The following is a 24,329-nucleotide window of genomic DNA, read 5'->3' as shown; positions in this document are numbered from 1 at the left end:
CTGAAAGGAACGGTCCGTTACTAACGCATAGCGTTAGTAACGGACCGTTCCTTTCGGGGTCAGCGGCGCCGGGCGTCGACCTCGATTTCGAACCGCATCGCGGGCTCGGCCAGCCCGCAGACCATCATGGTCGCGGCCGGCTTCGCCGCGCCGAACGCCGCGCGCAGCGTGGGCCAGCACGGTTCGAAGTCGGCGCGGTCGGGCAGCAGGTAGCGCACCCGGACCACGTCGGCCAGCGTGCAGCCCGCCTCGGCCAGCGCCGCCTCGACGTTGCGGACGGCCTGTGCGCACTGGGCGACCACGTCGTCGGCGATCGTCATCGTCGCGTAGTCGTAGCCGGTGGTGCCCGACACGTAGACGCGGTCGCCGTCGACGACCGCTCGCGCGTACCCGATGCGCTCTTCGAACGTCGAACCGCTGGTGATGCTCCGCCGCTGTGTCACGCGGGCCGCCAATCGTCGTTGATGAGCTGGAACAGGACGTGGTCCTGCCAGCGGCCGTCGATCCGCAGGTACGAGGGTGCGACACCGATCCGCTCGAACCCGTTGCGGGCGAGCACCTTCTGCGAGCCGAGGTTGTCGAGCAGCGTGCCCGCCTGCAGCCGGTGGAGGCCGAACTCGCCGAACGCGACGTCGATCATCAGCGCGGTCGCCTTGGACGCGATGCCCCGCCCGTTGACGGCCTGGGCCACCCAGTAGCCGAGGTGGGCGGACTCGGCCGGTCCGCGCTCGATCACGCTGAGCGACACCATCCCGACCAGCTCGCCGTCGGCCTCGATGACGCACCGGTGGAGACGCGGGTCGGCGGTCGCGTCCTGGATCCGGGTGAGCTGCCCGGCGGGCGTGTAGAAGGACTCGGCGCGCGGCGGCTCGAACGGCGCGAGAAACTCCCTGTTGGCGACGTGTACGGCGGCCAGCGCTTCGGCGTCGGACACCTGGAGAGGGCGGATCTGAACCATCGTCCGATTCAATCAGCCCAGGCCGTCGGAGCTGCGGGCGGGCGCTCGGCTCGAACGGGTCTCGTTTCCTTATGTCGGGCTTTGTTCCATTGACGAGATCCGTACCCGGGCCCTACCGTCGTGGCCGTGCAGCGTCGGTTGCTCATCGGGCTGGTGGTCGTAGCTCTCGCGGTGACGGTCCCCGCCGGCGCGACCCTGCTCAAACGCACCTCGGAAGCCGGCCGCGCCGACGCCGCCGGGGCACCGCTGCCGACCTGTGCGACGGACAGCCTGGTCGCCAAGCGCGAACTGCGCGGCATGTGGCTGACCACGGTCAGCAACATCGACTTTCCGAGCAAGCCCGGGCTGCCCGAGGAGAAGGTGAAGGCCGAATACCTCGGCTGGCTCGACCTCGCGCAGAAGATGAACCACAACGCGGTGTTCGTGCACGTGCGGCCGAGCGGCGACGCGTTCTGGCCGTCGGCGTACGCGCCGTGGTCGGAGTGGTTGACCGGTGTGCGCGGCAAGGACCCGGGCTGGGATCCGCTGGCCTGGATGGTCGCCGAGACGCACGCCCGCAACCTCGAGTTCCACGCCTGGTTCAACCCGTACCGGGGCAGCCAGCCGGCCACCTCCGGCGGCGCGGGCGCGGACTTCGCCAAGCTCGCTCCCGACCACCCGCTGCGCAAGCACCCGGAGTGGGCGGTGGCGTTCCCCGAGGGCGAGGCCAACAGCCGCTTCTACTTCGACCCGGGCGTGCCCGAGGCGCGGCGGCACGTCGAGGACGCGATCCTGGACGCGGTCAACCGGTACGACATCGACGGCGTGCACTTCGACGACTTCTTCTACCCCTACCCGGAGGGGTACGAGTTCAACGACGACCGCAGCTACGCCCGCTACGGCGGCGGGATGTCGCGGGGCGACTGGCGGCGGTCCAACGTGGACACCTTCGTCCGCGAGATCGGTGAGCGCATCCGGGCGGCGAAGCCGTGGGTGCGGTTCGGTCTGAGCCCGTTCGGCATCTGGCGCAACAAGGCCAGCGACCCGGCCGGCTCGCCGACCAAGGGTCTGGAGAGCTACGAGGCCATCTACGCCGACACCCGCAAGTGGGTCAGGCAGAAGTGGCTGGACTACATCGTCCCGCAGCTCTACTGGAACATCGGCTTCGACAAGGCCGACTACGCCAAGCTGCTGCCGTGGTGGGTGGCGACCGTCAAGGACACCGGCGTGCAGCTCTACATCGGACAGGCGGACTACCGGATCGGCGAGCCGGGGCCGTGGAGCCAGCCCGCCGAGCTCGACAAGCAGCTCGCGCTCAACGACCGCTACGCGGTGGCCGGCAGCATCCACTTCAGCGCCAAGCAGGTGCGGGCCGACCGGCTCGGCGCGGTGTCCCGCTACCGCGACGCCCATTACGCGCAGCCGGCCCTGGTGCCGACCATCACGCGGCTGCGCGACGCGCGGCCGCCGGCCCCGGGGCCCATCGGGTCCCGGCGCGACGGCGACCGCACGGTGCTGACCTGGCGGCCGGTGGACGACGTGACCGGCTACGCCGTCTACCAGGCCGACCCCGGCGCGGGAAACGCCACCCTGGTGGCCACCATCCGCGCCACCGACCTGCCGAGCTGGATCGGCCCGGTGGGCAGCTACTGCGTCACCTCGCTGGACCGCGCCAACAACGAAAGCGCGCCGGTGCTAGTCGGTTGAGCCCCAGTTGCCTCTGAACACCACGTCGCCGGTGGGCCGGCGGCGGGCGCGCAGGTCGCGGGGCGGCTCGTCGCTGTAGCCGACGGAGATGGCACCGATCGGCGTGTAGCCGGCGGGCACGCCGAACTCCTTCTTGAACGGCTCGATCGCGTCGATCGGCATGCCGAAGAAACACGCGCCCAGCCCGGCGTCGACCGCGGTGAGCAGCATCAGCAGCGACGCCATGCCGGTGTCGATGTCCCAGTAGGGCGCGGGCCACCAGGCGTCGGAACGGTCCTCGTGGCCCTTGTCAGCCCGGGCGTACCGGTCGAGGTAGGCGTCCTTGTGCGAGAACGGGACGATCAGCAACGGTGCGGCGTACTGGGACGCGAACCACTGCTCCGGCTCGGCCGAGCGGCGCATCGCGGCGCGGAAGCGGTCGTGGTCCGCGGGGGTGTCGAGGACGAGGAAGCCCCAGCCCTGCGAGAAACCGGCCGAGGGAGCACGCAGGCCGTTGTGCAGGATCCGGTCGACGACGTCGGGCGGCACGGGACGGTCGGGCTCGTAGCTGCGGACCATCCGGCGCTTACGGACAACATCCTGAAACTCCATCGCCACAAGGTACCGCCGCGCTGGTACGGTGCGGCGATGATCGACCGCGAGCGCCTGTCCGACCTGCTCGCCCGGGAGCGGGCGGCCTTCGTCGCCACGCATCCCCGGTCGGCGGACGCCTACGCGGCCGCCGGCAGCCTCTTCGGTCGCGTGCCGATGACCTGGATGAACAAGACCGCCGGCGGCTTCCCGGTGTACGCGGCCGGCGCCCGCGGCGCGCGGGTGACCGATGTGGACGGTCACGGGTACGTCGACTTCTGCCTGGGCGACACCGCCGCGATGGCCGGGCACTCGCCGGCGCCGGTCGTCGAGGCCGTCACGGCGCGGCTCGCGGCCGGCGGCGGTCTGGCCACCATGCTGCCGACCGAGGACGCCGCCTGGGTCGGCGCGGAGCTCGCCCGGCGGTTCGGCGTGCCGCGGTGGAGCTTCGCGCTGACCGCGACCGACGCCAACCGGTGGGCGATCCGGCTGCTGCGGGCGGTCACCGGGCGGCCGCGGATCCTGGTCAACTCCTACTGCTACCACGGCTCGGTCGACGAGTCGCTGATCGTCGTGGGCCCCGACGGCGACTCGGTCAGCCGGCCCGGCAACGTGGGCGCGCCCTGCGACGTGACCACGACGAGCCGGGTGGCCGAATACAACGACCTCGCGGGCCTGGAGCGCGAGCTGGCGCACGGCGACGTCGCCGCGGTGCTGATGGAGCCGGCGCTGACCAACATCGGCATCGTGCTGCCCTCGCCCGGCTATCTGGCCGGCGTGCGGGAGCTGACCCGGCGCTATGGCAGCTATCTGGTCAACGACGAGACGCACACGTTCTCGGCCGGTCCCGGCGGCGCGACCGCCGCCTGGGGCCTGGAGCCCGACGTGGTCACGATCGGCAAGGCGATCGGCGGCGGCGTCCCGATCGGCGCGTACGGCCTGTCCGCGCCGCTGGCCGACCTGTTGAGCGGCCGCGACGACCTGGACCTGGTCGACATGGGCGGCGTCGGCGGCACGCTGGCCGGCAATCCGCTGTCGGTGACGGCGGCCCGGGCCACGCTGGAGCACGTGCTCACCGCGCCCGCGTTCGACGGCATGACCTCCGTGGCGACGGCCTTCGCGAACGGGGTCCAGGAGGTGATCGACCGCTTCGGCCTGCCGTGGTCGGTCGCCCAGCTCGGCGCGCGGGTCGAATACCGCTTCTGCGACCCCGCACCCACCAGCGGCGGCGCCTCGGCCGCCGCGGCCGACGGGGAGCTCGAGGACTTCCTACACGCGTACCTGCTGAACAGGGGTGTGCTGTTGACCCCGTTCCACAACATGGCGCTGATGTGCCCGGAGACGACGCTGGCCGACGTCGCCACCCACCACGAGCTGTTCGCGGCGGCGGTTACGGAGCTGGTGGGCTAGCCCCGCTGTCGTCCGCGAACGAGTGGTGTTCGTGGGTCACCTGCCAGCGGCCGTCGCGCTTGCGCAGCCCGACGGTGAGCCGCAGCCGCAGCTCCGGCTTCGCGGCCAGCTCGTCGGGTGTGCCGCAGCGCAGCAGGCCGTGCGCGAAGGCCACGTCGTCGCCGGCGGTCACGTCGAGTGACTCGAGCGCGAACTCCGCGCCCTGCGCCTGCCACGTGAAGAAGTCCGGCCAGGTCGCGCGGTAGGCGTCGAGACCACGGACTCCGGCGTACGGCGGTGGCACGTCGAACATGACGATGTCGTCGGCGTGGTCGGCGAGCACGCCCGCCAGGTCACCGGAGTGCACGGCGGTGACCCAGTCGCGGATCAGGCGGTCGATGGCGGCGCGGTCGGCGTCGGTCGGCATGGGGTCAATCCTCCACGCAGAGTTGGGGGCGCAGGGTGTCGAACGCCCATTTCTCGTAGCGGTCCGGTGACCATTCGCGTTCGCGTACGAACAACAGGTAGAGCTCCGGCGAGAGGATCGCGTAGAGCAGGTCGGCGGCCTCGGCCTCGGAGACGCCCGGTCGCGCGTCGGGCTTCGCCACCAGCGCCCGCGCGGCGGTCGACAGCACCGTGTAGCGCGGGTCCGCGTCGCGGGGCCAGAGGTCGGCGATGTCCGGGTCGGCCGCGGCGGCCAGCGTGACCATCTTGACGATCGGCGCGACCCGGTCGAGCACCCCGCGGGCGCCGGCCACCTGCGCGCGCAGTTGCGCGACCGCGGTCGGCGCGGCCAGGGCGTCCCTGTACCACTGGCGGTCCATCGTCGCGACCGGCTCGTCGTCGCCGGCGATGGTGACGTCGACCATCTCCTTGAACAGCGACCGCTTGTTGCCGAACGTGAAGTAGATCGTCTGCACCGCCACGCCCGCGGCGGCCGCGACGTCGGCGAGGGTCGTCACGCCGTACCCGTTGGCGATGAACAGCTCCCGCGCCGCGTCCAGCATGCGGGTGCGGGTCTCCCGCGCTTTCGCGGTCCGCCGGTTCGGTGCCCGGCCCTTGACGCTCGTCACGCCACTAGTGTAACTCTAGAGTCAGTCACTAGTGAGCAACTCTAGCGAAATGGAGACCGGAAATGTCGATCGTGCGGGTCACGAAGTTCACCGCCAACACCACCGACACCGACGCCCTGCTGGCCAAGCGGGCCGAGCTGATCGCCGCGGTCCGGTCCGCGTTCGACGGCCCGGTCGCGACCAAGCTGACCCGGGACGACAGCGCGACCTGGACCGACACCTGGACCTGGTCGTCGGCCGCCCACGCCGAGGCGGCGGTCAACGCCCGCCTGCCGTTGGCCGCCGAGGCGTTCGCGCTGGTCACGGTCACCGGCGTCGAGACGGCCGAGGTCGTCGACGAGCGATGACCGACGACGCGACCCGGCGGTGGCTCGGCGCCACCTGGACCTTCGTCCGCACCGCGCTGCCGCCGGCGCCGGCCCGGGTGGTCGAGATCGGCTGCGGGCCGGCCGGCGGGTTCCTGCCGGCGCTCGCGGCGGCCGGCTACGACGCTGTCGGCGTCGACCCCGAGGCGCCCGAGGGCCCGCAGTACCGCCGCATGGAGTTCGAGCGCTGGTCGCCGCCGGCACCGGCCGACGCCGTGGTGGCTTGCACGTCCCTGCATCACGTCGACGACCTCGACGCCGTGCTCGAGCGGATCGCCGCGGCGACCCGGCCGGGCGCCATCGTGGTCGTGGTCGAATGGGCGCGGGAACGGTTCGACGAGCGGACGGCCACCTGGTGCTTCGACCGGTTGCCGCCCGGCGACGGCTGGCTGCACCGCCACGCCGCACGGTGGCGGGAGTCGGGCGCGCCGTGGCCCGCATATCTCGACGAGTGGGCCGCGACGGAACGGCTGCACCGGGGAGACGCCATCGTCGCCGCCCTGGGCCGCCGGTTCAGGACCCGTTCCGTCGAGGCCGCGCCCTACTTCTTCGCGGACCTCGGCCTGTCCGACGACGACGAGCGATCGGCCGGCATCGCGCTGACGGGCCTGCGCTACGTGGGTCTAGCCGAGTAGGCGGTCGATTGTCGACACCTTCGTGTCCAGGGCGCCGGTCACGCCCTCGCGCCAGTCGACCTTGATGACCGTCGAGGTCCGTGGGGCGCGGGCCTGGACGGCGGCGACGGCGGCGCGGACCACGCCCATCGCCTCGTCCCAGGTCTCGCCCTCGACCGTCGTGAACATGGCATCGGTGCGGTTGGGCAGGCCCGACGCGCGGACCACCCGGACCGCCTCCGCGACCAGCTCACCGACCGCTTCACCAGTGCCCAACGGGGTCACGCTGAACGCCACCAGGACAGACATGTCCCGCACGCTACCCGGCGTGGGTCAGCGCGGCTGCCAGGCGTCGGGGAGTGTGGTGAGTTTCCGGATGTGCGCCGGCAGCTTGCCGCTCAGCACGTCGGCCAGCGTCGTCTCGTCGACCACCTCGCGGACGGCGGCGCGCACCGCGATCCAGACTCGGGGCAGGTTCTCGGCGGAGCCCTCGTAGGCGGTCTCCTCCGGACGCAGCCCCCGCACACCGGCCAGCGGACCGTCGACCGCCCGCAGGATCGCGCCGATCGTCACCTCGCGCGGCGCCTGGGTGAGCGTGTAGCCGCCCTCGGCGCCGCGCTGCGCCCGGACGATGCCCGCCCGCCGCAGGTCGGCCAGGACCGCCTCGAGGAACTTGCGCGGCATGTCCTGGTCGGCCGCCAAAGCCTGGGCCGACATCACCGACGGGTACGCCGCGGCGAGGCTCAGTGCCGCACGGACCGCGTAGTCGCCGCGCGCCGAAATCTGCACGGGACCATCATGCCTCGCCGGCGACCCGCGGTGCCGGGCGCCCGTGCGGATCACTCCCGATCGGCCGCCGCTGTGCGGGCAACCGCGGCCCAAACCGCTGCGCTGTGCGGAACGCGCCCGGGCTGGTGCCCGCCTCGCGGTGGAAGAACCGACCGAAGTTGGTGGGTTCCGGGAAGCCCAGCCGCCGCCCGATGTCGGCGATCGGCTCGTCGGTGACCGCCAGCAGCCGCATGGCCTCCAGCGTCACCCGGTCGTCGATGACCTGTTTGGCGCTGCGTCCGGTGGCGGCGAGGCACGCCCGGGTGACCGTGCGGACGGAGTAGCCCATCCGCTCCGCGTACTCCTCGACCCGCCTGGTCCGGGTGAAGTCCTTCTCCACCTCCAACCGGAACCGGATGTACGCGTCGCCGCGCTCGGCGGGCGCGCGGCCGGGCAGCAGCGCGATTCGGAGCAGCAGCACGGCGAGCTGGTGGCGCAACAACCCCGCCGCGAGCGTGCCGGAGCGGTGCCGCTGGCAGTCGACGACGAGCTGGCTCACCTCGTTGATGACCGCGTCCTCGTCCTCGCCGGCGAGTTGCCAGTAGGCCGGCCCGATCCCGCCGTCGAGCAGCGCCGGGTCGTCGGCGACCTCGGCGACCGCGGTCGGCTCCCAGCACACGACGATCGCGTCGAGGCCGGCGTTGCCGCCGAACCGGCTCACCTGACCGGGCCGCGCCCAGAGCAGGGTGCCGGGCCGGCACGGGTACGCGCGGAAGTCGATCTCATGCTGGCCGTGGCCGACCGTGACCAGCACGAGGACGTGGTGGTCGCTGCGTCGCGCGGCGGTCAGGTCGGGCAGGTCGGACAGCTCGCGCAGAGTGACCGTGCCGACTCCGGCCCAGCCGGGCGCCGGCGCGGACGCCGCGCCGTCTCCTGCCGGTTGACCGATTAGGGCCATCGCCCGACGGTAGCCGCGAACGCGCCCGCGCGCATCCCACACGCGTCGACCAACCCGACCGTGGTAGCGGAGATCGATGGACGTCGGTTAATCTCAGGCGGTCCGGGCTGGGCCGCTCACCCCTGTCGTCTCGACCCCCTGGACTCCGCATGCGCCCTTCCCTGGCCGCCATCCTGCTGGCCGTCACACCCGCCATCGCCCCGTTGAGCGCCGCGGCCGCCGCTGGCCCGGCGCTGACCGTCGACGCGGCGCAGGACCGCCATCCCATCAGTCCACACGTCTACGGCATGAACTTCGCCGACGCCGCGCTCGCCGACGAGCTGGACCTCCCGGTCCGCCGGTGGGGCGGCAACGCCACCACGCGGTACGACTACCGCTACGACACCACGAACCGGGCCAGTGACTGGTTCTTCGAGAACATCGCCGAGGAGAACGACGACCCAGCCGCGCTGCCGGACGGGTCGTCCACCGACGAGTTCGTCGAGCAGGACCGGTCCACCGACACCGACACGATCCTGACCGTCCCGCTGATCGGCTGGGCGCCGAAGGCCCGGGACGGTTCGTGCGGCTTCTCCGTCGCCAAGTACGGGCCGCAGCAGCGCACCGACGAGTGGCGCCCCGACTGCGGCAACGGCATCCAACCGGACGGCACGCCCGTCACGGGCAACGACCCGCGGGACACGAGCGCGCCGGTCGGCGCTTCGTACGTGACCTCGTGGATCGACCACCTGACCGAGAAGTACGGGACCGCCGACGAGGGCGGCGTGCGGTTCTACAACCTCGACAACGAGCCGGACATCTGGCACAGCACGCATCGCGACGTGCACCCGCTCGGCGCGAGCTCGGCCGAGCTGCGCGACCGGGCGATCGAGATCGGCGCGGCCGTGAAGGCGGCCGACCCGGGCGCCGCGACCCTCGGCCCGGTCGGCTGGGGTTGGACCAGTTGGGACTACTCCGGGCTCGACCAGGAGACCTGCGGCCGCACCGGCTGCTGGGCGGACCCGCCGGACCGCGCGGCCCGCGGCGGGCTGCCGTTCACCACCTGGTATCTCCAACAGCTCCGGGCGTACGAGCAGGCGCACGGCACCCGCGTGCTGGACTACTTCGACATGCACTTCTACCCGCAGGCGAACGGCGTCGCGTTCGGCAACGGCAACGACCCGGCCACCAACGCCCTGCGGCTGCGGTCCACCCGGTCCCTCTGGGATCCCACCTATGTGGACGAAAGCTGGATCAACACGACGACGCGCGTGGTGCCCCGGATGCGCGACCTGGTCGCGGCCAACTATCCGGGCACGAAGACGGCGATCACCGAGTACAACTGGGGTGCGCTCGACCACGTCAACGGCGCCCTAGCGCAGGCCGACATCCTCGGCATCTTCGGGCGGGAACGGCTCGACCTGGCGACGCTGTGGGCACCACCGTCGTCGACGCAACCGGGCGCGTACGCGTTCCGGATGTACCGCAACTACGACGGCGCCGGCGGCCGCTTCGGCGACATCGGCGTCCGGGCGACGAGCGCGGACCAGTCACTGCTGTCGGTGTACGGGGCGGAACGGTCCACCGACGGCGCGCTGACCGTGATGGTGGTCAACAAGAGCGGCGCCGCGCAGACCTCGCCGGTGTCCCTGGCCGGCCGCGGCTCCGGCACGGCCCGCGTCTACCGCTACGGCGCCGACAACCCGGCCGCGATCGTCCGGGCCGCCGACCAGCCGGTGTCCGCGGGCGCGTTCGAGACGACGTTCCCGGCGGACAGCGTCACGCTGTTCGTCCTGCCACGCGCCGACAGCACTCCCCCGACGGTGACGGCCCGCTATCTCAACCTCGACCGGGCGCCGGGCGACAACCAGATCAAGCCGGGCATCCAGGTCGACAACGGCGGCGCGACCGCGGTGCCGCTGAGCCGGGTCACGGTGCGCTACTGGTTCACCCGCGACGGCGGCTCCCGACGGTCAACACGTGGTGCGACTGGGCCCAGGTCGGCTGCGGCACGGTCACCCGGCGGGCGGTCACGCTGCCCACCGGTCGGCCGGGCGCGGACGCGTACCTCGAGGTGGGCTTCACCTCGGGCTCGCTGGCGCCGAACGCGTCGACCGGGCAGCTCCAGCTCCGTCTGTCCAAGTCGGACTGGTCGGCGTTGACCGAGCTCGACGACCACAGCTACCGCCCAAGTGCGCCGGGTTACGCGACCAACGCCCGGATCACGGTCTACGTGGACGGCATCCGGGTCGCCGGCACCGAGCCGTGACCTAGGGCCGGCGCACCTCCAGCCCCAGCCAGCTCGCCAGGGAGGCGATCTCGCCGTCGACGGCGGCGGTCGCCTCCTCGGTGAACGGCTCGTCCTGGTGGACCGCGTCGACCCGGAGCACCCCGGCCTTGCGGTCGGCGGTCGCGTCGAGCTTGCCGACGAGCTGGTCGCCGTGCACGATCGGCAGCGCGTAGTAGCCCCAGCGGCGCTTGTCGGCCGGCTTGTACATCTCGAGGCTGTAGTCGAAACCGAACAGCTCCAGCGTCCGCTTCCGGTCGTGGATCAGCCGGTCGAACGGCGACAGCAGGGCGGCCCGGCCCGTGAAGGGCTGACCGAGCTGCTCCGGGTCGACCCGCCACTTGCCCTTGACACCCTCCACCACGGCCGGCTCGCCGATCGCTCCCACGTCGTACGGCTCGATCGGAACCTTGGTCGACGTGGCGCGCGCGATGCCGAGCGCACGCAGCCGGCGCTCGTCGCGGCGGCGGGCGGCCTCGGCCAGCGGCACCATCGGGTCGTCGGGCCAGACCCGCTCGGCCAGGTCCCAGAGCCGGTCGCGGCCCACCCGGCCGGCCACCGCGACCTCGCCGCGCACCGACATGCTGTCGAGCAGCCGGATCACGTTCTGGTCGTTGGTCCAGCCGGTCGACTTCCACGGCACCGCGCAGGTGTCCGGGATCGCGCGCGACGGCAGCGGACCCTCCGCGGCCAGCCGCGCGAGGATGTCGCGGCGGCAGCCGTCGTTCGCCTCGATCCACCCCCGGTGCCGCTTCTGCCAGTCGGTGACCGCCGGGCGGTCGCGGCTCTCCAGCATCTCCGCCCGGTAGAGGGCGATGTCCTCGGCCGGCCGGATCCTCGCCCACAGCTCGACCAGCGACCGCTTCTCCAGCGCCGCGACCAGGTCGGCGGGCGCGTAGCCCGGCCCGAGGCGGCTCCAGGCGACCAGGTCGGCGTTGGGCGCGACCGCCGCGGTCGGGTCGATCTGCAACAGCGTCAGGTGCCGCACGAGGTCGAGCAGGCCGGTGGGCCGCTCCCGGCCAAGGAGCTGCGCGCGGACGGCGATGCGGCGGGCATCGGCCGCGCTGAGCTGGTGCGCCGTCATCCGACCAGCCCCCACGCGATGGCCGTCACCACCAGGCCGTCGCGCAGCGCGAACCGGCCGGCCAGGTCGCCGAGGCCGGGCACCAGAATCCGCGCGACGAAACTGCCCCGGGCCGGGTCGAGGGCCACCTCGGCGTCGAGGAAGTCCAGCCACCGCCCGGTCAGCGGGAACCAGGTCTTGTAGACGGACTCCTTGGCGCTGAACAGCACGCGGTCCCAGGCGACACCGGGCGGCGCGCCGGCCAGCCAGTCGCGCTCCGCGGGCCGGGCGACCAGCGGAAGCACCCCGGACGGCAACGGATCCGCCGGCTCGGCGTCGATGCCCACGGCGCCCAACTCGCGCGACCAGGCCACCGCCGCCGCGCGATAGCCGGCGCAGTGCGTGATGCTGCCGACGACGCCGGCCGGCCACCGCGGTGCGCCGCCGTCATCCTTGCCGATCGGCCCCGGCGCCAGACCGAGCCGGCCCAGCGCGAGCCGCGCGCAGTGCCGGCCGGTGGTGAACTCACGCCGGCGCACCTCGACGGCCTGGGCGACGAGCGGCTGCTCGTCCGGGTGCAGCACCGCCTCGGGCGGATCGGCGAACATCTCCACGGCCCGCACGCCGGCCGGCAGCAGTCCCTCGAGCACGGTCGGCGACCCGTCTCAGCGGGTGGCCAGAAACTCCAGCGTGCGGCGCAGGACCTGCTCGCTGGCAGTCTTGTCATAGGCCGGCAGGCTGGAGTCGGTGAACAGGTGCTGGTCACCGGGGTAGAGGAAGAGCTCCCCCGAGTCGGCCGCGGCGACGATCGCGCGGGCGGCGTCGATGTCGCCGCCTTCCTCGGCGAAGAACGGGTCGGCCTCCATGGCGTGGATCTGCACCGGCAGGCCGGCGGGCCAGGCACCACCGAACTCCTCGGGCGTGATGCTGGTGTGGAAGAGCAGGGCGCCCCGGCCGGGGCGGGTCTGTGCCAGCAGCTGCGCGGGCATCCCGCCGAGGGAGAAGCCGGCGTAGACGACGGTCTCGGCTAGCCCGTCGGCGGCGGCGACACCGTTGTGGAGCAGGGTGTCGAAGCCGACCTGCTTCGCGTACGCCATGCCCTCGTCGAGGGACTCGAACGTGTGACCGTCGTAGAGATCCGGAGTGTGCACCGTGTGCCCGGCCTCGCGCAGCTCGCCGGCGAAGGCGAGCACCCCCGGCGTCAACCCTTGCGCGTGGTGGAACAGGAGAACCTCAGCCATGCGACTCACCATAGATGGCTCGCCCCCTTGACGTGGTCCTTGGTAAGTCGTAGCTTTCGGTTCGTGGCCACTTACCAAGCCTGGGAAGCACTCGGCGACCCGAGCCGATTCGCCATCGTCGCGGCCCTGGCCGAACGCCCGCAGGCGGTCGGCGAGCTCGCGGCGACGCTGCCGATCAGCCGGCCAGCGGTGTCACAACACCTGAAGGTGCTCAAGTCGGCGGGCCTGGTCACGGACCGCGCGGACGGCACACGCCGGATCTACCGCCTGAACCCGACGGGCGTCGCGGCGTTGCGGGACCAACTCGACACGTTCTGGGCCCGCGCGCTGTCCAGCTACCAGGAGATCACGGAGGAGGAGAAGCCATGACCCAGGACGCCGTCGTACGCCGCTCAATCGTCGTGGAGACACCGATCGCCAAGGCCTTCGAGGTCTTCACGGCCCGGTTCGGTGATTTCAAGCCGCGGGAACACAACCTGCTCGAGTCGCCGATCGTGGAAACGGTCTTCGAGCCACGGGTCGGGGGCCATATCTACGACCGGGCCGAGGACGGCAGCGAGTGCCGGTGGGCGCGCATCCTGGCGTACGAGCCGCCGAACCGGGTGGTCTTCAGCTGGGACATCAGCCCGACGTGGCAGGTGGAGACGGATCCCTCGCTGGCCAGCGAGGTCGAGGTGCGCTTCGTCGCCGAGGCGGCCGACCGCACGCGTCTGGACCTGGAACACCGCCACCTGGACCGCCACGGCCCAGGTTGGGAATCAGTCCGCGACGGCGTGGCCGGCTCCAACGGCTGGCCGCTCTACCTGGACCGCTACCTGGCATTGTTCAACTAGCGGTCGCGGTTACCGTTGGCGCGGTGACGTCACCCGCCTTGCACCACGCCCTCACGGACCCCGGCGATCCACCACTCCGCCCGCTGCCGGACGAGGTGTGCGACCTCCTCACGGCCCTCGACGCGCCACCACGCCTGGCCGCCCACCTGCGCGCGGTCCACGACGTCGCCTGGTCCCTGACCGCCGCGCTGTCCCCTCATCTTCCTTTCGACCGCGCGGCAGTCCTTTATGGCGCGGCCACGCACGACATCGGCAAAACGGTGCACGTCAACGAACTGTCGGGTCCGGGTTCAGCACACGAGCGGGCCGGCCACGAACTGCTGCTCCAACGTGGAGTCGGCCCTGCGCTGGCCCGCTTCGCCCGCACGCACGCGTCCTGGACCCTCCCGGACATCACCATCGAGGACCTACTGGTCAGCGTGGCCGACAAGATCTGGAAAGGAAAGCGCGTGGTCGACCTGGAGCAGAAGGTCGTCGACCACCTCGTCCGCGCCACCGACCAGGAGCCCTGGCAGGCTTTCCTGACGCTCGACGACGTGCTGTCAGGCCTCGCCGCAAACGCCGACGACCGCCTCGCCTTCCAGGCACGCCACCCAGCGGCGTAGAAGGGTCTTGCCGTGCGCGTGCGCGAGTACGTCCACCTACGCCAACGAGGTGCTTCAGTCCTCCGTCGGCGCGAATGGATTCGACCGTCACCCGATGCGCAGCGGGGAAGCCCACGTCACTTTGGGCGGGACTGTGGATCTAACGGTGTTTCCGGCCTGACCCGCTCGGCGTGATGCCGGGTGAGGAAGGTGCCGTGATGACCGCGACACTGAACGATGTGACCCCGAGGAAGAAGAGGCCGGAGCCGTCTGCTGAGGAGTTGGCGGCGGCTGAGCTGGTGCGGCTGGCCAAGGAGCAGGGGCTGTCGCTGACCGGCCCGGACGGGCTGCTCAAGCAGTTGACCAAGACCGTCCTGGAAACCGCGCTCAACGAGGAGATGACCGAGCACCTCGGCTATGAGAAGCACGACCCGGCCGGCGCCGCCGCCGGCGGGGGCAACATCCGTAACGGCAGCAGGTCCAAGACGGTGCTGACCGACAACACCGGGCCGGTGTCCGTCGATGTGCCCCGGGACCGGGCGGGCACGTTCGAACCGCAGATCGTCCGTAAGCGCCAGCGGCGGCTCTCTGGAGTCGACGAGGTCGTGCTCTCGTTGTATGCCAAGGGTTTGACGACCGGAGAGATCTCGGCGCACTTCGCCGAGATCTACGGCGCGTCGGTGTCGAAGGAAACCATCTCGAGGATCACCGACAAGGTGGTCGAGGAGATGACCGACTGGTCCCACCGCCCCCTGGACGCGATCTACGCGGCGGTGTTCATCGACGCGATCGTGGTCAAGGTCCGCGATGGGCAGGTCGCGAACCGGCCCTTCTACGCCGCGATCGGGGTCACCCTCGAGGGCGACAAAGACATCCTCGGCCTGTGGGCCGGCTCGGGGGGCGAGGGCGCAAAGTTCTGGATGAGCGTGCTGACCGACCTGCGTAACCGCGGCGTGCGGGACGTGTTCTTCCTGGTCTGCGACGGTCTCAAGGGCCTGCCCGAGGTGGTCACGAACGTGTGGCCCCAGACGATCGTCCAGACCTGCGTGATCCATCTGATCCGTAACACGTTCCGGCTGACCTCCCGCAAGTACTGGGACGAGCTCAAACGCGACATCAAGCCGGTCTACACCGCCGTCAACGCCGCCGCCGCCAGGGCGGCGTTCGATGACCTGGCCGACAAGTGGGGCAACCGATACCCGGCGGTGATCCGGTTGTGGGACAACGCCTGGAGCGAGTTCATCCCGTTCCTGGACTACGACGTCGAGATACGCAAGGTGATCTGCTCGACCAACGCGATCGAGTCGCTCAACGCCCGCTACCGGCGGGCGATCAAGGCCCGCGGTCACTTCCCGAACGAGCAGGCCGCGCTAAAGTGCCTCTATCTCGTAACCCGGTCACTGGACCCGACCGGAACCGGCAGGACCCGATGGACGATCCGCTGGAAACCCGCCCTCAACGCCTTCGCCATCACCTTCAGCGACCGCTTCCCAGCCGCTGAAACCTACTAGAAGATCGCCGGAAACACCGTTATCGAGATAGTCCCCTTTGGGCATCACGGCGGCACGCCGCGGTGATCTTGACGCCGCAGTCGGACCCCGGGGCGTGCTTGGGTCATCCGTAGGCGTACTCGTCGATGTCGAGTTCCGCGCGGGTGCGTCGCAGGAAGTCCAAGGCTCTGGCGTTGAGGTGCCAGCCGAGGAGCTGGTGTTGTCCGGGTAGCTTCTCCAGTCCTTCTACTGGGCTGGTGAGGTCTTCGTCCTCGCCGTCGGGGTGTTCGAAGACCCGCACGACCTGCAGAAAGCTGGAGCCAGGGCTTCCGTCTATTTGGTCGAGTTCGGCGGCGAGCTCACCGATTCGGTCGGCATGAGCGTGCAAGCGATCGACTATCTGGTCGATCTGCTCGTCGACTGTCAGGCCAGGCTTGCGGCAAACGATCCGCCAGGTGTGAAGCGGGTAAGGGCGGCTGGGTCCGACGGCTGCCGCGGATTTTCACCTCGTCGGGCTCAACGCCCAGGCGGGCGGTGATGCCGGTAGCCGGAACCTGGCTGGAGGCCAGCGCGAAGTAGACGTACTGGTGCACGCGCATGGCTGCATGCTATCGACGATGACCGTCGGGTGGCGCTGCGCTTAGCGCCGGCCGGCGAGCCGGCATCACGTCTGAGCTGGATGTTCTGGCTTTCGAGAGCGGTGGGCTTTGATGCTGCGAACCGGTTGGTCGTTGGTCCGTCGGGACCTAAGCGGTCCGTCGTCGCATTCGACGGTGAGGTGGCGGCGGTGACGTAGATGCTGACGGTCTTGCCCGCGGGCACTCGGCCCAAGACGATCTTCTGGCCGACGACCATGACGAATCCGCTGGAGGCCCCGCGTCCGTCCAGTGGCCGCTTGGGGTGGCGGTCCAGCCGGACGCGCACCTCGCAGCCGGATGACTTCTCACCGGTCAGCGGGGTTGGGGCGGGTGCGAAGGGCTGACGGGTCTTCTGATCGAAGAACGTCAGAGTGGTGGCGTCGACGCGGATGCCGACACGGCGGCCGCCAAGGTTCTCGGCGGCGAGGAGGATGTCTTGACCGAGAGAGACGCTGCCGCAGCGGTTAACGGTCCGTTCGACCTCTATAACGCCGGGGCGGCCTGCTGTGTCGACGGAAATGGCGAAGGCCCGGCCGGACGACCGCCGGTGCGGGCCAGCGCGACCTGGTCGAACTCAACCAGCCACCAGCCACCAGCCACCAGCCACCAGCCACCGGCCACCGGCTGCCGGCACCGGCTGCCGACAGATGTCGGACTCCACCTGATCCGTTACAGATCTGGGTCAGATGATCCGTAACAGCTCCGGCTAGACGATCTTCGTTAGGTTGGCGGCCTTGTGCGTTCGGGGACAGACGAGAGGCCATCTTCGAGCCAGGTCGGGGGGATCCCGAGTGTCGTGGGATCGCCGATGTCGAGGTTGGTGATTGTCTGGCCGTCGGGATCGACGCTAACTTCGCCGACGGTCTCCTCGGAGACTTCGAGCCAGATCATGAGGCTGCCCGAACTGCCCGGCGGGGCGGTCAAGACGAATGTGCATCCGGGCTTGCAGTGGCAACGACCGTGGAAATGCTGCGCTGGAAGGGAATCGGCGAGGTCGCTATGACCCAACTCGCGGAGGACACCGGCGACCCGGGCGGTCGCGTCAGGGAAGATCGTGGCCATCGTCGGCCTCGGCGGTTCGGTGGGCGGGTTGGGTCCGGTCACATAGGTCACGTTCTCACATCAGCGTCGGACCGGCGCCGAGGTGTTTCCGGTTTGTGGGCTTTGAATCGGGCGATCGGTTTGGTGGTGGTGCGTGCGACTTCATAAATGAGGCTGCTTGCGTCATAGATGCGGTAGGTGGTGTCGGCTGCTTCGACGGTGACGGTTCGGCCGGCGTGGCGGATGCCGACATGAATCTTCTGGCCGGCGATGACGAGCGAACCGCGGCTGCTGACACGCCAGCCGACTCGCAGCGGATCGGCAGACGGCGCGGAGTTGGTCCGGCCGGGCGGGCGTCCCGGATGCGGCCCATGTCGGTCGGCGACAGCGGGTTGGGCAGCAACACACCCTGGTCAGTGATCTGCATCAGGGCCTGGTCCAGACGGACGGTGACGCGTCGGCCTGCGAACTGGCTGCCGACCGGATGTTGGCGACCGGGTTGTGGGCGCCGTTTAAGCGCCTGTTGCGGCTGCTGTGTCGGCGTAGAGCTGGGCGCTGGTGATGCGGCCGTTGGCTACTTTGAAGAGCCAGAGGTTTTCGAAGATCACTTCCTTGCCGGTTGCGGTGGGTACGGCCTTGTTGGTTAGGCGGGCGATGATGTGGTCGTCGGCGGCGATGATTTCGTTGACCTTGATGTCGAAGGACTTCCAGACCGGGCTGTTGGCTGGGCTCTTTGCGAAGAACTCGTCGAAGGCCGTTCTGCCTGTGAACTTGCCGCCGTAGGGCAGGGTGGCCGGCAGAGTGAGCACGACGTTGTCGCTGAGCATCGGCAGAATCGGGCCTCGGTCCTGGTTTTGGAACAGGCGGGTGACCGCGTCGGTCATTTCGGTCTTCGTGTACGCGTTGCGCGTGATGTCGGCGAAGGGCATGGTCGTTCGTTCTCTTTTCGGCCGTCAGATGGCGGGGTGCTGGTCGCGGACCGGGCTCATCGACTCCAGTTGCGTGGCGACGTGGAGGATCGTTGACTCCGCGTGCCAGTTGGCTACCAGTTGCACGCCGATGGGCAAGCCGTCGTGGGTTGTGCCGAAGCGCATTGACAGGGCTGGGAGGCCCGTCAGGTTGAACGGGACCGTTGTCGAGCTCACGTGGAACGGGTCCAGGGTCTGGCCGGCCAGGGTGATCTTTTCGAGTCCGTGCGCGTGGGCCGGGATCGTCGTCACCGGGAGCAGCAGTAGGTCGTACCGCTGGAAATAGGCGGTGAAGGCGTCCCTGAGCCGCTCGATGCCCTCCTTGGCCTGGACGTAGTCCTCGATCGGGGTGTCGGGCGAGCCCAGCAAGGTCTTGGAGTACGTGAACATCTGGTCCTCGTGGCCCGCGGTGACCTCCCGGACCGACGGTTTCATCTCCATGACGTGCTGTCGGGTGAAGATCTCCAGTGGGTTGTCCCGCTCCATGGCCGGGATGGTCACGGACTCGACCTGGGCTCCCGCTGCTTGCAGGGTTTCCGCGGCCGCCTGCACCGTTGCCGCGACCTCGGGGTCGACTGGGCCCAGTCCTGAGTCGACGAGCCAGCCGACGCGGACGGGGCGGTCGGGTGCGGGGCCCAGACCGGTGTCGAGCTCGCGCGGGACGTCGGAGAAGCCGTCGGCGCCGTCCGGACCGGCCAGCAGCGAGTACGCCAGTGCGAGGTCGCGGATCGTGCGGGCCATGGGGCCGGCGTGCCAGTCTAGGCGCGGCTCCCGAGGCCAGACCCCGGTCATCGGCACGCGACCGTGTGTCGCCTTGAGGGCCACGATGCCGGTGTCGGCCGCCGGGCCGCGCAGTGAGATGGACAGGTCGCTCCCGAGTCCGAGTGGCGACATCCCCGCAGCGATCGCCGCGGACTCACCGCCGCTGGAGCCGCCCGACGACCGCTCGAGGTCCCAGGGGTTGTTCGTCCTGCCGGTCAGGAGATTGTCGGACTCGATCCAGTACGAGAACTCCGGCAGGTTCGTCTTCGCCAGCAGGATCGCGCCGGCCTGCTTCAGGCGCGCCACGGCGGTGGCGTCCGTGTCCGGGATGCGCCCGGCGAAGATCGGCGAACCGCGCTGGGTGGCCACCCCGGCGGTGTCGAACGAGTCCTTGACCGTGACGGGCACGCCGTGCAGTGGCCCCACCTCCGCGCCTGCCGCGAGCTGCTCGTCGGCCGCCCGCGCGGCGTCCAGGGCGCCCTCGGCGAGCGTGACCACGGCATTGGTCTTCGGGTTCACGGTCTCGATGCGGTCCAGGTGCGCCTGAACCACCTCGACCGAGGAAACCCTCCCGGCGCGGATCAGTTCGGCGATCTCGGTCGCGTCGAGGTAGTTGAGGTCGGTGGTCACCATGATGGGGCTCCTCTCTCAGACCGCGGTGCGCGTTGAGCAGCGCGCATGAAGATCCATTCGGTTTAGATTACCGCCGTCATCCGAGCCTTGCAGCTACTTGGATGAGAATCATCATCTAAGCTGGAAGGCATGAGTCGGGTGTCGCAGGCACAGGCGCGGGAGAACCGCGAGCGGGTCGTCGAGACAGCCGCGCGGCTGTTCCGCGAGCGTGGCGTGGCCCAGGTCAGCGTCGCGGACGTGATGGCGGGGGCCGGGCTGACCCATGGCGGGTTCTACAAACAGTTCACGTCCAAGGAAGCCCTGGCCGTCGAGGCGTTGTTGCGGGGGCTGGCCGAGATCGGCGAGCGCCTGGCCGCGATCGACGAGACCGGCCGCGGGAGCTTCCTGGACTACTACCTCTCGCCCGAGCACCGCGACTCTCCGGGCGACGGCTGCCCCGTCGCCGGCTTCGCGCGCGACATGCCCGGCGCCGACGCCGACGTTGCCGCCACCTACGCCACGGGGGTCGAGTACCTGGCGGACAAGCTCGGCGGTGCGGCGGCGATGAGCACGGCCGTGGGCGCGCTGATCTTGGCCCGGGCGACCGCGGGCACCGCGATCAGCGACCGCATCCTGACGGAGGCGCTCGCGTCGTTGGATGACGAACGCTAGGGCCTTGGGGCCGGGCGGTGGGCCGTGTGGGCCAGGACCGTGGCCCCGACGGCTGCCGTGAAGAGCCAGATGATCGACAGGGTGCTGCTGATCGCCAGGGACCGGTTCTGGGTCGATGGGTCCGGGACGATCGACTCGACCAGCGGCGAGATGATCAGGCAGAACAGCAACGCGCCGACGGCCGCGGCGGGGACCGCTGCCGCCCAGGCGCCGGCTGTGGTCTGTGCCGGGCGCGGGCGGTAGAGGGAGATCAGGACGATCGCCAGGACGGTGCCGGCAACCGCGTCGAACGGCTCGTACGCGCCTTCCGACGCGGATATCGCGATCACGCCGGCGATGCCCGTGCCGGCCAGGGCCACCTGGTCCACCGCGACCTTGTCCATCGGCACAACCTAGGAAGCCTCTGCGCTCTGGGGCAAGGGGTCCTCGCCGACCACCCCGTCGATCGACTCGCGGATCAGGTCGGCGTGGCCCACGTGGCGCGCGTACTCCTCGATCATGTCGATCAAATGCCGGCGGAGGCTTGCCTGGCGGCCGTCGGGCCACTTGGCCGCGCCGAGGTAATCGAGGCCGCCGGCCGCCAGCGCCTCAGCGACCAGTGCGCGGGATCGCTCCACCGACTCTTTCCAGAGCGCCATCAGGGTCTCCGGCGCGTCTGCCGCGGCCGAGTGCCACTCCCAGTCCGGGTCCGAGGTCCAGTCGGCGCTGCCGAAGGGCTCGCTCATGGGGCGGTCGAAGAGCTTGGTCGCGAACGTGTGCTCCTCGACGGCGGCCAGGTGCTTGAGCAGGCCACCGAGCGTGATGGTCGACGGTCCCAGGGTCGTGCGCAGCCCGGCGGCGTCCAGGCCGCCGCACTTCCAGGCGATGTAGCCCCGCTGGCGTTCGAGCGCGCCCAGCAGGGTGTCGACCTCGTTGCCGGCGGCCGGTGGTTCGGTCACGTGCGTCATGGGTCATGACGATAGAGCGAATCCCGGACGAGATACTTCCGCGATGCGAGACGATCTCAGCCCGACCGCGCGGGCGCTGCAGGCGCTGGAGGCGATCCAGAACACCCCGGGGATCACGGCCGAGCGGCTCGGGCGGCGGCTCGGCGTCAGCGACCGGGCCGCCCGGCGCTACGTCGCGATCCTGCGGGAGGCGGGCGTACCCATCGACGCGGTGAGCGGGCCGCGCGGCGGCTACCGCATCGGCCGGGGACTGCGGCTCCCGCCGCTGATGCTCACCGCGGCCGAGGCGACCGGCTTGGTGATGGCGGTCCTGGAAGGACATCCCGGCGCGGCCGACGCCGACGACCTGGTGGGCGGCGGCCTAGCGAAGATCCTCCGTGCCTTGCCGCGCCAGGTCGCCGAACCGATCCGGCTGCGGCGCGGCCCCGCGAAGGCGCCCGCGGCGGTTCGCCACGAGACCGTGACCGAGCTGATCGCGGCGTGCGAGGCGACGCGGACGCTGGAACTCGGCTACCAGGCCGGCGGCGGCGGCCCGGAGCGGACGATGCGCGTCGATCCCTGGGCCGTCGTCCTGCGACACAGCCGCTGGTACCTGCTCGCCTGGTCGCACCAGGCCGACGCCGTGCGCGTGCTGCGCGTCGACCGGGTCACCGCGGTGCTGTCGACGCCGCGGACCTTCACCCCGCCGCCGGATCTCGACGCCCTGCGCACGCTGGAGGAACACCTCTCACAGCACTGGACGCACGAGGTCGACGTGCTGCTCCACGCACCGCTCACCGAGGCGGCCCGCTGGCTGCCGCGCAGCCTGGGCCGCATCGAAGCCGACGGCGACGACCGGACCCGCCTGCGAGCCACGACCGACAACCCACGCTGGTACGCCCGCCAACTGGCCGCCCTACCAATGCTTTTCGAGGTCGTCGGCGGCGACGACCTGAGAGCGGCAGTCGTGGCCCTGTCCGAACAACTGGCGCGTGCTGCGCCACATAATGGCGTACGTGGAAGGGGTCCAGGTCGTCGTCGCCCATGACGAGCGCGCGACGCTGCGCGTGGGCGACGTGTTCGTGAAGATCGATGCTGACCAGACGCGCATCGACGTCGAGGTCGAGGCGATGGCACTGGCGCCGATCCCGACTCCGGAGGTCCTGTGGCGGAATCCGCCGGCGCTCGCACTCGCCGCCGTGCCGGGGAGGGCACTCGGCCGTCTCGGCGAACCGTCGCCCGCGTCGCCGGCGGCCTGGGCCGCCGCGGGTGCGTCCGTGCGGCTGCTGCACGACGCGCCGTTGCCACCATGGCCGGGTCGGCGCCTCGACGACCTCGCATCGCGCCTCGATGTCGAATGCGAGTGGCTCGTCGCGAACGGTGTCCTACCCACCGACCTGGTCACCCGCAACCGCGAGGTCGCCGAGGCCGCGCTCCGCCCATGGACACCGGTGTTCACGCATGGCGACCTGCAGATCACCCACGTGTTCGTCGAAGGTGACAAGGTCACCGGCGTGATCGACTGGTCCGAGGCGGCCCAGGGCGATGCCCTGTTCGACCTGGCCGTCCTGACGCTCGGACACGAGGAGCACCTTGCCGACGTGGTAGCCGGCTACGGCACCGACGTGGACCTCGACGTGATCCACGGCTGGTGGTCGTGGCGCAGCCTGACAGCGTCCCGCTGGCTGGTCGAACACGGCTTCGACCCGAACACACCGGGCTGCGAGTTCGACGTCCTCAGAGCCCGAATGTAGGGCCGCACGAGACCGACGGGCTACGAAAGCTCGGCGGAACGCGGCGCAAACAGCGTCCGAGCTGCTCACAGGCGACGCCGAGGCGTTCTGGAACGCCAAGTCCGCCGAGGTCAGCCTCCTTCACGCGGCGGCTTCCGGCCGATACCGGCCGAAGGACCGGTCGCGTGCTCGCCCGGCCCCCGCCGGCCTCACAGTTCTGTGGAGGCGCCCCTGAAGGCCCGACGGGACTTGCCGCTGGCTCACCGGCCGCGACCCCGACCGACACCGCAGCCGCAACAAAAGGGATAAACCGCGCCCACTCCCCGTGGGGGTGCCCGGGGGCTCGGCCCCCGGGGCCAACATGACAAGCGCCCCTGTCCGTCGCATTCCGCGGACAGGGGCACCCAAAGCGCGTGGGCGATACTGGGATCGAACCAGTGACCTCTTCGGTGTGAACGAAGCGCTCTCCCGCTGAGCTAATCGCCCTCAGCGCGGACGACAATACCTGATCCCGACACTGCCGTGCACACCGGCCTCACCAGCCGAAGACGTTGCGGGTCTCCGTGATCAGGTCGATGTCGAGGCTGACCTTGACCGACGCCCAGACGACGGCGGCCACGAAGATGAGGCCGACGACGCCGATTACCGAGCGTAACGGCAGCGGTTGGCGGCCGATCCACGATGTCCAGGCGCGGACGTTGCGGCGGGTGAAGTTGAGGAGCTTTTTGGCCCACGTGAACTCCACCGCCCAGATGGCCAGGCCGCCGATCACGATGAACCAGCCCGGGCCGGGTAGCGGTATGAGCAGAATACCCAGAGCGACCACTGCGAGCCCGGCAATCGCTACGGATACGCGGAGGATCATCCGTCCGGTCGGATTTGCCCGAATCAGGTCCAATGTCTCGCCGATGCGACCACGGTGGGTGCGGGTGGGTGTGGAAGCGCCCGTTCGGGCATCCGGTTCCGAATTTTCGGGCGGGCTACCCCGATCGAGCGTCACCCCGTGCCTCCGCTCTTCGTCCTCCCCCGACGCAGCCGCGAGCTCCGTACCAGTGCCTATTTGCTCCATTGAGGATGGTTTCATCGGCCAATCCACTCCGGCTCCGCCCCGCCCCGTCA

The 24,329-nt window shown here is 70.5% G+C and carries 30 protein-coding genes, 1 tRNA gene and 2 pseudogenes; 13 read left to right on the top strand and 20 right to left on the bottom strand.

Translation table 11 applies throughout. The annotated features are described in order from the left end of the window. Window positions 1-59 precede the first annotated feature (59 nt). Together Air01nite_RS21825 and Air01nite_RS21820 are read right to left on the bottom strand one after the other, a co-directional pair. Entirely contained in the window at window positions 60-443 is a 384-nt protein-coding gene (locus Air01nite_RS21825) for a RidA family protein (RefSeq protein ID WP_203704688.1), read from the bottom strand. After that, complete coding sequence (locus Air01nite_RS21820; protein WP_203704686.1) at window positions 440-958, bottom strand: GNAT family N-acetyltransferase; 519 nt, start codon at window positions 956-958, stop codon at window positions 440-442. Before Air01nite_RS21820 ends, Air01nite_RS21825 begins: the two co-directional genes overlap by 4 nt. Before the next feature lie 126 nt (window positions 959-1,084). On the opposite strand from Air01nite_RS21820, the gene Air01nite_RS21815 reads away from it, so the two are divergent. Continuing rightward, window positions 1,085-2,644 carry a glycoside hydrolase family 10-like protein gene (locus Air01nite_RS21815; protein WP_239090872.1) on the top strand — a complete coding sequence of 520 codons (1,560 nt, stop codon included), beginning with the start codon at window positions 1,085-1,087 and terminating at the stop codon, window positions 2,642-2,644. On the opposite strand, the gene Air01nite_RS21810 is transcribed toward Air01nite_RS21815, so the two are convergent. Next, on the bottom strand, window positions 2,633-3,235 hold the full coding sequence (locus tag Air01nite_RS21810; RefSeq protein ID WP_203704684.1) for a nitroreductase family protein: 603 nt from the start codon (window positions 3,233-3,235) through the stop codon (window positions 2,633-2,635). The genes Air01nite_RS21815 and Air01nite_RS21810 overlap by 12 nt on opposite strands. A 36-nt stretch (window positions 3,236-3,271) precedes the next feature. Between Air01nite_RS21810 and Air01nite_RS21805 the strand changes: the two genes are divergently transcribed. Continuing rightward, entirely contained in the window at window positions 3,272-4,624 is a 1,353-nt protein-coding gene (locus Air01nite_RS21805; protein ID WP_203704683.1) for a transaminase, read from the top strand. On the opposite strand, the pseudogene Air01nite_RS21800 reads toward Air01nite_RS21805, so the two are convergent. Then, window positions 4,608-5,030 (bottom strand): annotated as a pseudogene (locus tag Air01nite_RS21800) (YybH family protein); the annotation flags it as partial. The gene Air01nite_RS21805 and the pseudogene Air01nite_RS21800 sit on opposite strands and share 17 nt — an antisense overlap. 4 nt (window positions 5,031-5,034) lie before the next feature. Further along, on the bottom strand, window positions 5,035-5,676 hold the full coding sequence (locus Air01nite_RS21795; RefSeq protein WP_239090871.1) for a TetR/AcrR family transcriptional regulator: 642 nt from the start codon (window positions 5,674-5,676) through the stop codon (window positions 5,035-5,037). 62 nt (window positions 5,677-5,738) lie between these two features. Here Air01nite_RS21795 and Air01nite_RS21790 point away from each other — a divergent pair, with 62 nt between their 5' ends. Together Air01nite_RS21790 and Air01nite_RS21785 are read left to right on the top strand one after the other, a co-directional pair. After that, the gene (locus Air01nite_RS21790) at window positions 5,739-6,023 is read left to right on the top strand and encodes a hypothetical protein (protein ID WP_203704681.1); all 285 of its coding nucleotides are present in this window, start codon (window positions 5,739-5,741) and stop codon (window positions 6,021-6,023) included. Then, on the top strand, window positions 6,020-6,676 hold the full coding sequence (locus Air01nite_RS21785) for a class I SAM-dependent methyltransferase (RefSeq protein ID WP_203704680.1): 657 nt from the start codon (window positions 6,020-6,022) through the stop codon (window positions 6,674-6,676). Before Air01nite_RS21790 ends, Air01nite_RS21785 begins: the two co-directional genes overlap by 4 nt. Here Air01nite_RS21785 and Air01nite_RS21780 read toward each other — a convergent pair. The 3 genes from Air01nite_RS21780 to Air01nite_RS21770 are packed head-to-tail and all read right to left on the bottom strand — an operon-like array spanning window position 6,665 to window position 8,381. Continuing rightward, window positions 6,665-6,964 carry a thiamine-binding protein gene (locus tag Air01nite_RS21780; RefSeq protein WP_203704679.1) on the bottom strand — a complete coding sequence of 100 codons (300 nt, stop codon included), beginning with the start codon at window positions 6,962-6,964 and terminating at the stop codon, window positions 6,665-6,667. The two genes, Air01nite_RS21785 and Air01nite_RS21780, sit on opposite strands and share 12 nt — an antisense overlap. A gap of 24 nt (window positions 6,965-6,988) precedes the next feature. Then, complete coding sequence (locus Air01nite_RS21775; protein ID WP_203704678.1) at window positions 6,989-7,444, bottom strand: RrF2 family transcriptional regulator; 456 nt, start codon at window positions 7,442-7,444, stop codon at window positions 6,989-6,991. 7 nt (window positions 7,445-7,451) lie between these two features. Continuing rightward, complete coding sequence (locus tag Air01nite_RS21770) at window positions 7,452-8,381, bottom strand: helix-turn-helix domain-containing protein (protein WP_203704677.1); 930 nt, start codon at window positions 8,379-8,381, stop codon at window positions 7,452-7,454. Window positions 8,382-8,530: 149 nt separating this feature from the next. On the opposite strand from Air01nite_RS21770, the pseudogene Air01nite_RS21765 reads away from it, so the two are divergent. Next, window positions 8,531-10,315: pseudogene (locus Air01nite_RS21765) on the top strand (glycoside hydrolase family 44 protein); the annotation flags it as partial. Next, entirely contained in the window at window positions 10,303-10,629 is a 327-nt protein-coding gene (locus Air01nite_RS42100; protein WP_505606727.1) for a cellulose binding domain-containing protein, read from the top strand. The pseudogene Air01nite_RS21765 and the gene Air01nite_RS42100, both read left to right, overlap by 13 nt. A 1-nt stretch (window position 10,630) precedes the next feature. On the opposite strand, the gene Air01nite_RS21760 is transcribed toward Air01nite_RS42100, so the two are convergent. From Air01nite_RS21760 to Air01nite_RS21750, 3 genes are read right to left on the bottom strand one after another with little or no spacing between them, the layout of a single operon-like run. Beyond that, entirely contained in the window at window positions 10,631-11,731 is a 1,101-nt protein-coding gene (locus Air01nite_RS21760) for a DNA glycosylase AlkZ-like family protein (protein ID WP_203704675.1), read from the bottom strand. Then, complete coding sequence (locus Air01nite_RS21755; protein WP_239090870.1) at window positions 11,728-12,360, bottom strand: 4'-phosphopantetheinyl transferase family protein; 633 nt, start codon at window positions 12,358-12,360, stop codon at window positions 11,728-11,730. Before Air01nite_RS21755 ends, Air01nite_RS21760 begins: the two co-directional genes overlap by 4 nt. A 15-nt stretch (window positions 12,361-12,375) precedes the next feature. After that, a complete protein-coding gene (locus tag Air01nite_RS21750) occupies window positions 12,376-12,951 on the bottom strand; it encodes a dienelactone hydrolase family protein (RefSeq protein WP_203704674.1) in 576 nt (191 codons plus the stop codon). Window positions 12,952-13,014: 63 nt separating this feature from the next. Here Air01nite_RS21750 and Air01nite_RS21745 point away from each other — a divergent pair, with 63 nt between their 5' ends. The 4 genes from Air01nite_RS21745 to Air01nite_RS21730 all read left to right on the top strand — a co-directional run bounded on the left by Air01nite_RS21745 (window position 13,015) and on the right by Air01nite_RS21730 (window position 15,879). Further along, complete coding sequence (locus Air01nite_RS21745; protein WP_203704673.1) at window positions 13,015-13,320, top strand: ArsR/SmtB family transcription factor; 306 nt, start codon at window positions 13,015-13,017, stop codon at window positions 13,318-13,320. After that, window positions 13,317-13,784, top strand: a complete 468-nt coding sequence (locus Air01nite_RS21740) for an SRPBCC family protein (protein ID WP_203704672.1) — start codon at window positions 13,317-13,319, stop codon at window positions 13,782-13,784. Before Air01nite_RS21745 ends, Air01nite_RS21740 begins: the two co-directional genes overlap by 4 nt. Before the next feature lie 23 nt (window positions 13,785-13,807). Next, the gene (locus Air01nite_RS21735; RefSeq protein ID WP_203704671.1) at window positions 13,808-14,389 is read left to right on the top strand and encodes an HD domain-containing protein; all 582 of its coding nucleotides are present in this window, start codon (window positions 13,808-13,810) and stop codon (window positions 14,387-14,389) included. A 197-nt stretch (window positions 14,390-14,586) separates the two neighbouring features. Further along, window positions 14,587-15,879: an IS256 family transposase gene (locus Air01nite_RS21730; RefSeq protein WP_373310441.1), complete on the top strand. Its 1,293-nt coding sequence runs from the start codon at window positions 14,587-14,589 to the stop codon at window positions 15,877-15,879. A gap of 103 nt (window positions 15,880-15,982) precedes the next feature. On the opposite strand, the gene Air01nite_RS21725 is transcribed toward Air01nite_RS21730, so the two are convergent. The 5 genes from Air01nite_RS21725 to Air01nite_RS21710 form a co-directional block, all read right to left on the bottom strand. Beyond that, window positions 15,983-16,258: a DUF4279 domain-containing protein gene (locus Air01nite_RS21725; protein ID WP_373310443.1), complete on the bottom strand. Its 276-nt coding sequence runs from the start codon at window positions 16,256-16,258 to the stop codon at window positions 15,983-15,985. Beyond that, entirely contained in the window at window positions 16,218-16,457 is a 240-nt protein-coding gene (locus tag Air01nite_RS42095) for a DUF4279 domain-containing protein (RefSeq protein WP_505606726.1), read from the bottom strand. The genes Air01nite_RS21725 and Air01nite_RS42095 overlap by 41 nt, the downstream gene beginning before the upstream one ends. A 759-nt stretch (window positions 16,458-17,216) precedes the next feature. Next, entirely contained in the window at window positions 17,217-17,609 is a 393-nt protein-coding gene (locus Air01nite_RS21720; RefSeq protein WP_203704669.1) for a hypothetical protein, read from the bottom strand. A gap of 440 nt (window positions 17,610-18,049) precedes the next feature. Beyond that, complete coding sequence (locus Air01nite_RS21715) at window positions 18,050-18,466, bottom strand: nuclear transport factor 2 family protein (RefSeq protein WP_203704667.1); 417 nt, start codon at window positions 18,464-18,466, stop codon at window positions 18,050-18,052. Window positions 18,467-18,490: 24 nt separating this feature from the next. After that, window positions 18,491-19,900, bottom strand: a complete 1,410-nt coding sequence (locus Air01nite_RS21710) for an amidase (protein ID WP_203704665.1) — start codon at window positions 19,898-19,900, stop codon at window positions 18,491-18,493. A 129-nt stretch (window positions 19,901-20,029) separates the two neighbouring features. On the opposite strand from Air01nite_RS21710, the gene Air01nite_RS21705 reads away from it, so the two are divergent. Then, window positions 20,030-20,551: a TetR/AcrR family transcriptional regulator gene (locus Air01nite_RS21705; RefSeq protein ID WP_203704663.1), complete on the top strand. Its 522-nt coding sequence runs from the start codon at window positions 20,030-20,032 to the stop codon at window positions 20,549-20,551. Here Air01nite_RS21705 and Air01nite_RS21700 read toward each other — a convergent pair. Together Air01nite_RS21700 and Air01nite_RS21695 are read right to left on the bottom strand one after the other, a co-directional pair. Beyond that, on the bottom strand, window positions 20,548-20,934 hold the full coding sequence (locus tag Air01nite_RS21700) for a hypothetical protein (protein ID WP_203704661.1): 387 nt from the start codon (window positions 20,932-20,934) through the stop codon (window positions 20,548-20,550). The genes Air01nite_RS21705 and Air01nite_RS21700 overlap by 4 nt on opposite strands. Window positions 20,935-20,943: 9 nt before the next feature. Then, window positions 20,944-21,498 (bottom strand): DinB family protein, encoded by a 555-nt coding sequence (locus tag Air01nite_RS21695; protein WP_203704659.1) that lies wholly within the window; start codon window positions 21,496-21,498, stop codon window positions 20,944-20,946. 43 nt (window positions 21,499-21,541) lie between these two features. On the opposite strand from Air01nite_RS21695, the gene Air01nite_RS21690 reads away from it, so the two are divergent. Beyond that, on the top strand, window positions 21,542-22,525 hold the full coding sequence (locus tag Air01nite_RS21690; RefSeq protein WP_203704657.1) for a helix-turn-helix transcriptional regulator: 984 nt from the start codon (window positions 21,542-21,544) through the stop codon (window positions 22,523-22,525). Further along, a complete protein-coding gene (locus Air01nite_RS21685; RefSeq protein ID WP_203704656.1) occupies window positions 22,485-23,231 on the top strand; it encodes a phosphotransferase family protein in 747 nt (248 codons plus the stop codon). The genes Air01nite_RS21690 and Air01nite_RS21685 overlap by 41 nt, the downstream gene beginning before the upstream one ends. A 393-nt stretch (window positions 23,232-23,624) precedes the next feature. Here the strand turns inward: Air01nite_RS21685 and Air01nite_RS21680 are convergent. Both Air01nite_RS21680 and Air01nite_RS21675 read right to left on the bottom strand, forming a co-directional pair. Further along, window positions 23,625-23,696, bottom strand: a tRNA-Val gene (locus Air01nite_RS21680). Window positions 23,697-23,745: 49 nt separating this feature from the next. Continuing rightward, on the bottom strand, window positions 23,746-24,279 hold the full coding sequence (locus Air01nite_RS21675) for a TIGR02611 family protein (protein WP_203704743.1): 534 nt from the start codon (window positions 24,277-24,279) through the stop codon (window positions 23,746-23,748). Window positions 24,280-24,329 lie beyond the last annotated feature (50 nt).

The sequence above is a fragment of the Asanoa iriomotensis genome, from assembly GCF_016862515.1.
Classification (GTDB): domain Bacteria; phylum Actinomycetota; class Actinomycetes; order Mycobacteriales; family Micromonosporaceae; genus Asanoa; species Asanoa iriomotensis.
Note: the sequence above shows the minus strand (reverse complement) of the source record. Positions and strands in the feature narration are given on the sequence as shown.

Bases quoted from the DNA above. Each gene is read 5' to 3' on its own strand.
- Air01nite_RS21780 (WP_203704679.1), bottom strand. From the start codon at position 6,964: ATGTCTGTCCTGGTGGCGTTCAGCGTGACCCCGTTGGGCACTGGTGAA.
- Air01nite_RS21715 (WP_203704667.1), bottom strand. From the start codon at position 18,466: ATGCCCTTCGCCGACATCACGCGCAACGCGTACACGAAGACCGAAATG.
- Air01nite_RS21740 (WP_203704672.1), top strand. From the start codon at position 13,317: ATGACCCAGGACGCCGTCGTACGCCGCTCAATCGTCGTGGAGACACCG.
- Air01nite_RS21760 (WP_203704675.1), bottom strand. From the start codon at position 11,731: ATGACGGCGCACCAGCTCAGCGCGGCCGATGCCCGCCGCATCGCCGTC.
- Air01nite_RS21790 (WP_203704681.1), top strand. From the start codon at position 5,739: ATGTCGATCGTGCGGGTCACGAAGTTCACCGCCAACACCACCGACACC.
- Air01nite_RS21675 (WP_203704743.1), bottom strand. From the start codon at position 24,279: ATGGAGCAAATAGGCACTGGTACGGAGCTCGCGGCTGCGTCGGGGGAG.
- Air01nite_RS21770 (WP_203704677.1), bottom strand. From the start codon at position 8,381: ATGGCCCTAATCGGTCAACCGGCAGGAGACGGCGCGGCGTCCGCGCCG.
- Air01nite_RS21785 (WP_203704680.1), top strand. From the start codon at position 6,020: ATGACCGACGACGCGACCCGGCGGTGGCTCGGCGCCACCTGGACCTTC.
- Air01nite_RS42095 (WP_505606726.1), bottom strand. From the start codon at position 16,457: ATGCGCGTGCACCAGTACGTCTACTTCGCGCTGGCCTCCAGCCAGGTT.
- Air01nite_RS21705 (WP_203704663.1), top strand. From the start codon at position 20,030: ATGAGTCGGGTGTCGCAGGCACAGGCGCGGGAGAACCGCGAGCGGGTC.
- Air01nite_RS21690 (WP_203704657.1), top strand. From the start codon at position 21,542: ATGCGAGACGATCTCAGCCCGACCGCGCGGGCGCTGCAGGCGCTGGAG.
- Air01nite_RS21750 (WP_203704674.1), bottom strand. From the start codon at position 12,951: ATGGCTGAGGTTCTCCTGTTCCACCACGCGCAAGGGTTGACGCCGGGG.
- Air01nite_RS21695 (WP_203704659.1), bottom strand. From the start codon at position 21,498: ATGACGCACGTGACCGAACCACCGGCCGCCGGCAACGAGGTCGACACC.
- Air01nite_RS21700 (WP_203704661.1), bottom strand. From the start codon at position 20,934: ATGGACAAGGTCGCGGTGGACCAGGTGGCCCTGGCCGGCACGGGCATC.
- Air01nite_RS21805 (WP_203704683.1), top strand. From the start codon at position 3,272: ATGATCGACCGCGAGCGCCTGTCCGACCTGCTCGCCCGGGAGCGGGCG.
- Air01nite_RS21730 (WP_373310441.1), top strand. From the start codon at position 14,587: ATGACCGCGACACTGAACGATGTGACCCCGAGGAAGAAGAGGCCGGAG.
- Air01nite_RS21820 (WP_203704686.1), bottom strand. From the start codon at position 958: ATGGTTCAGATCCGCCCTCTCCAGGTGTCCGACGCCGAAGCGCTGGCC.
- Air01nite_RS21685 (WP_203704656.1), top strand. From the start codon at position 22,485: ATGGCGTACGTGGAAGGGGTCCAGGTCGTCGTCGCCCATGACGAGCGC.
- Air01nite_RS21710 (WP_203704665.1), bottom strand. From the start codon at position 19,900: ATGGTGACCACCGACCTCAACTACCTCGACGCGACCGAGATCGCCGAA.
- Air01nite_RS21810 (WP_203704684.1), bottom strand. From the start codon at position 3,235: ATGGAGTTTCAGGATGTTGTCCGTAAGCGCCGGATGGTCCGCAGCTAC.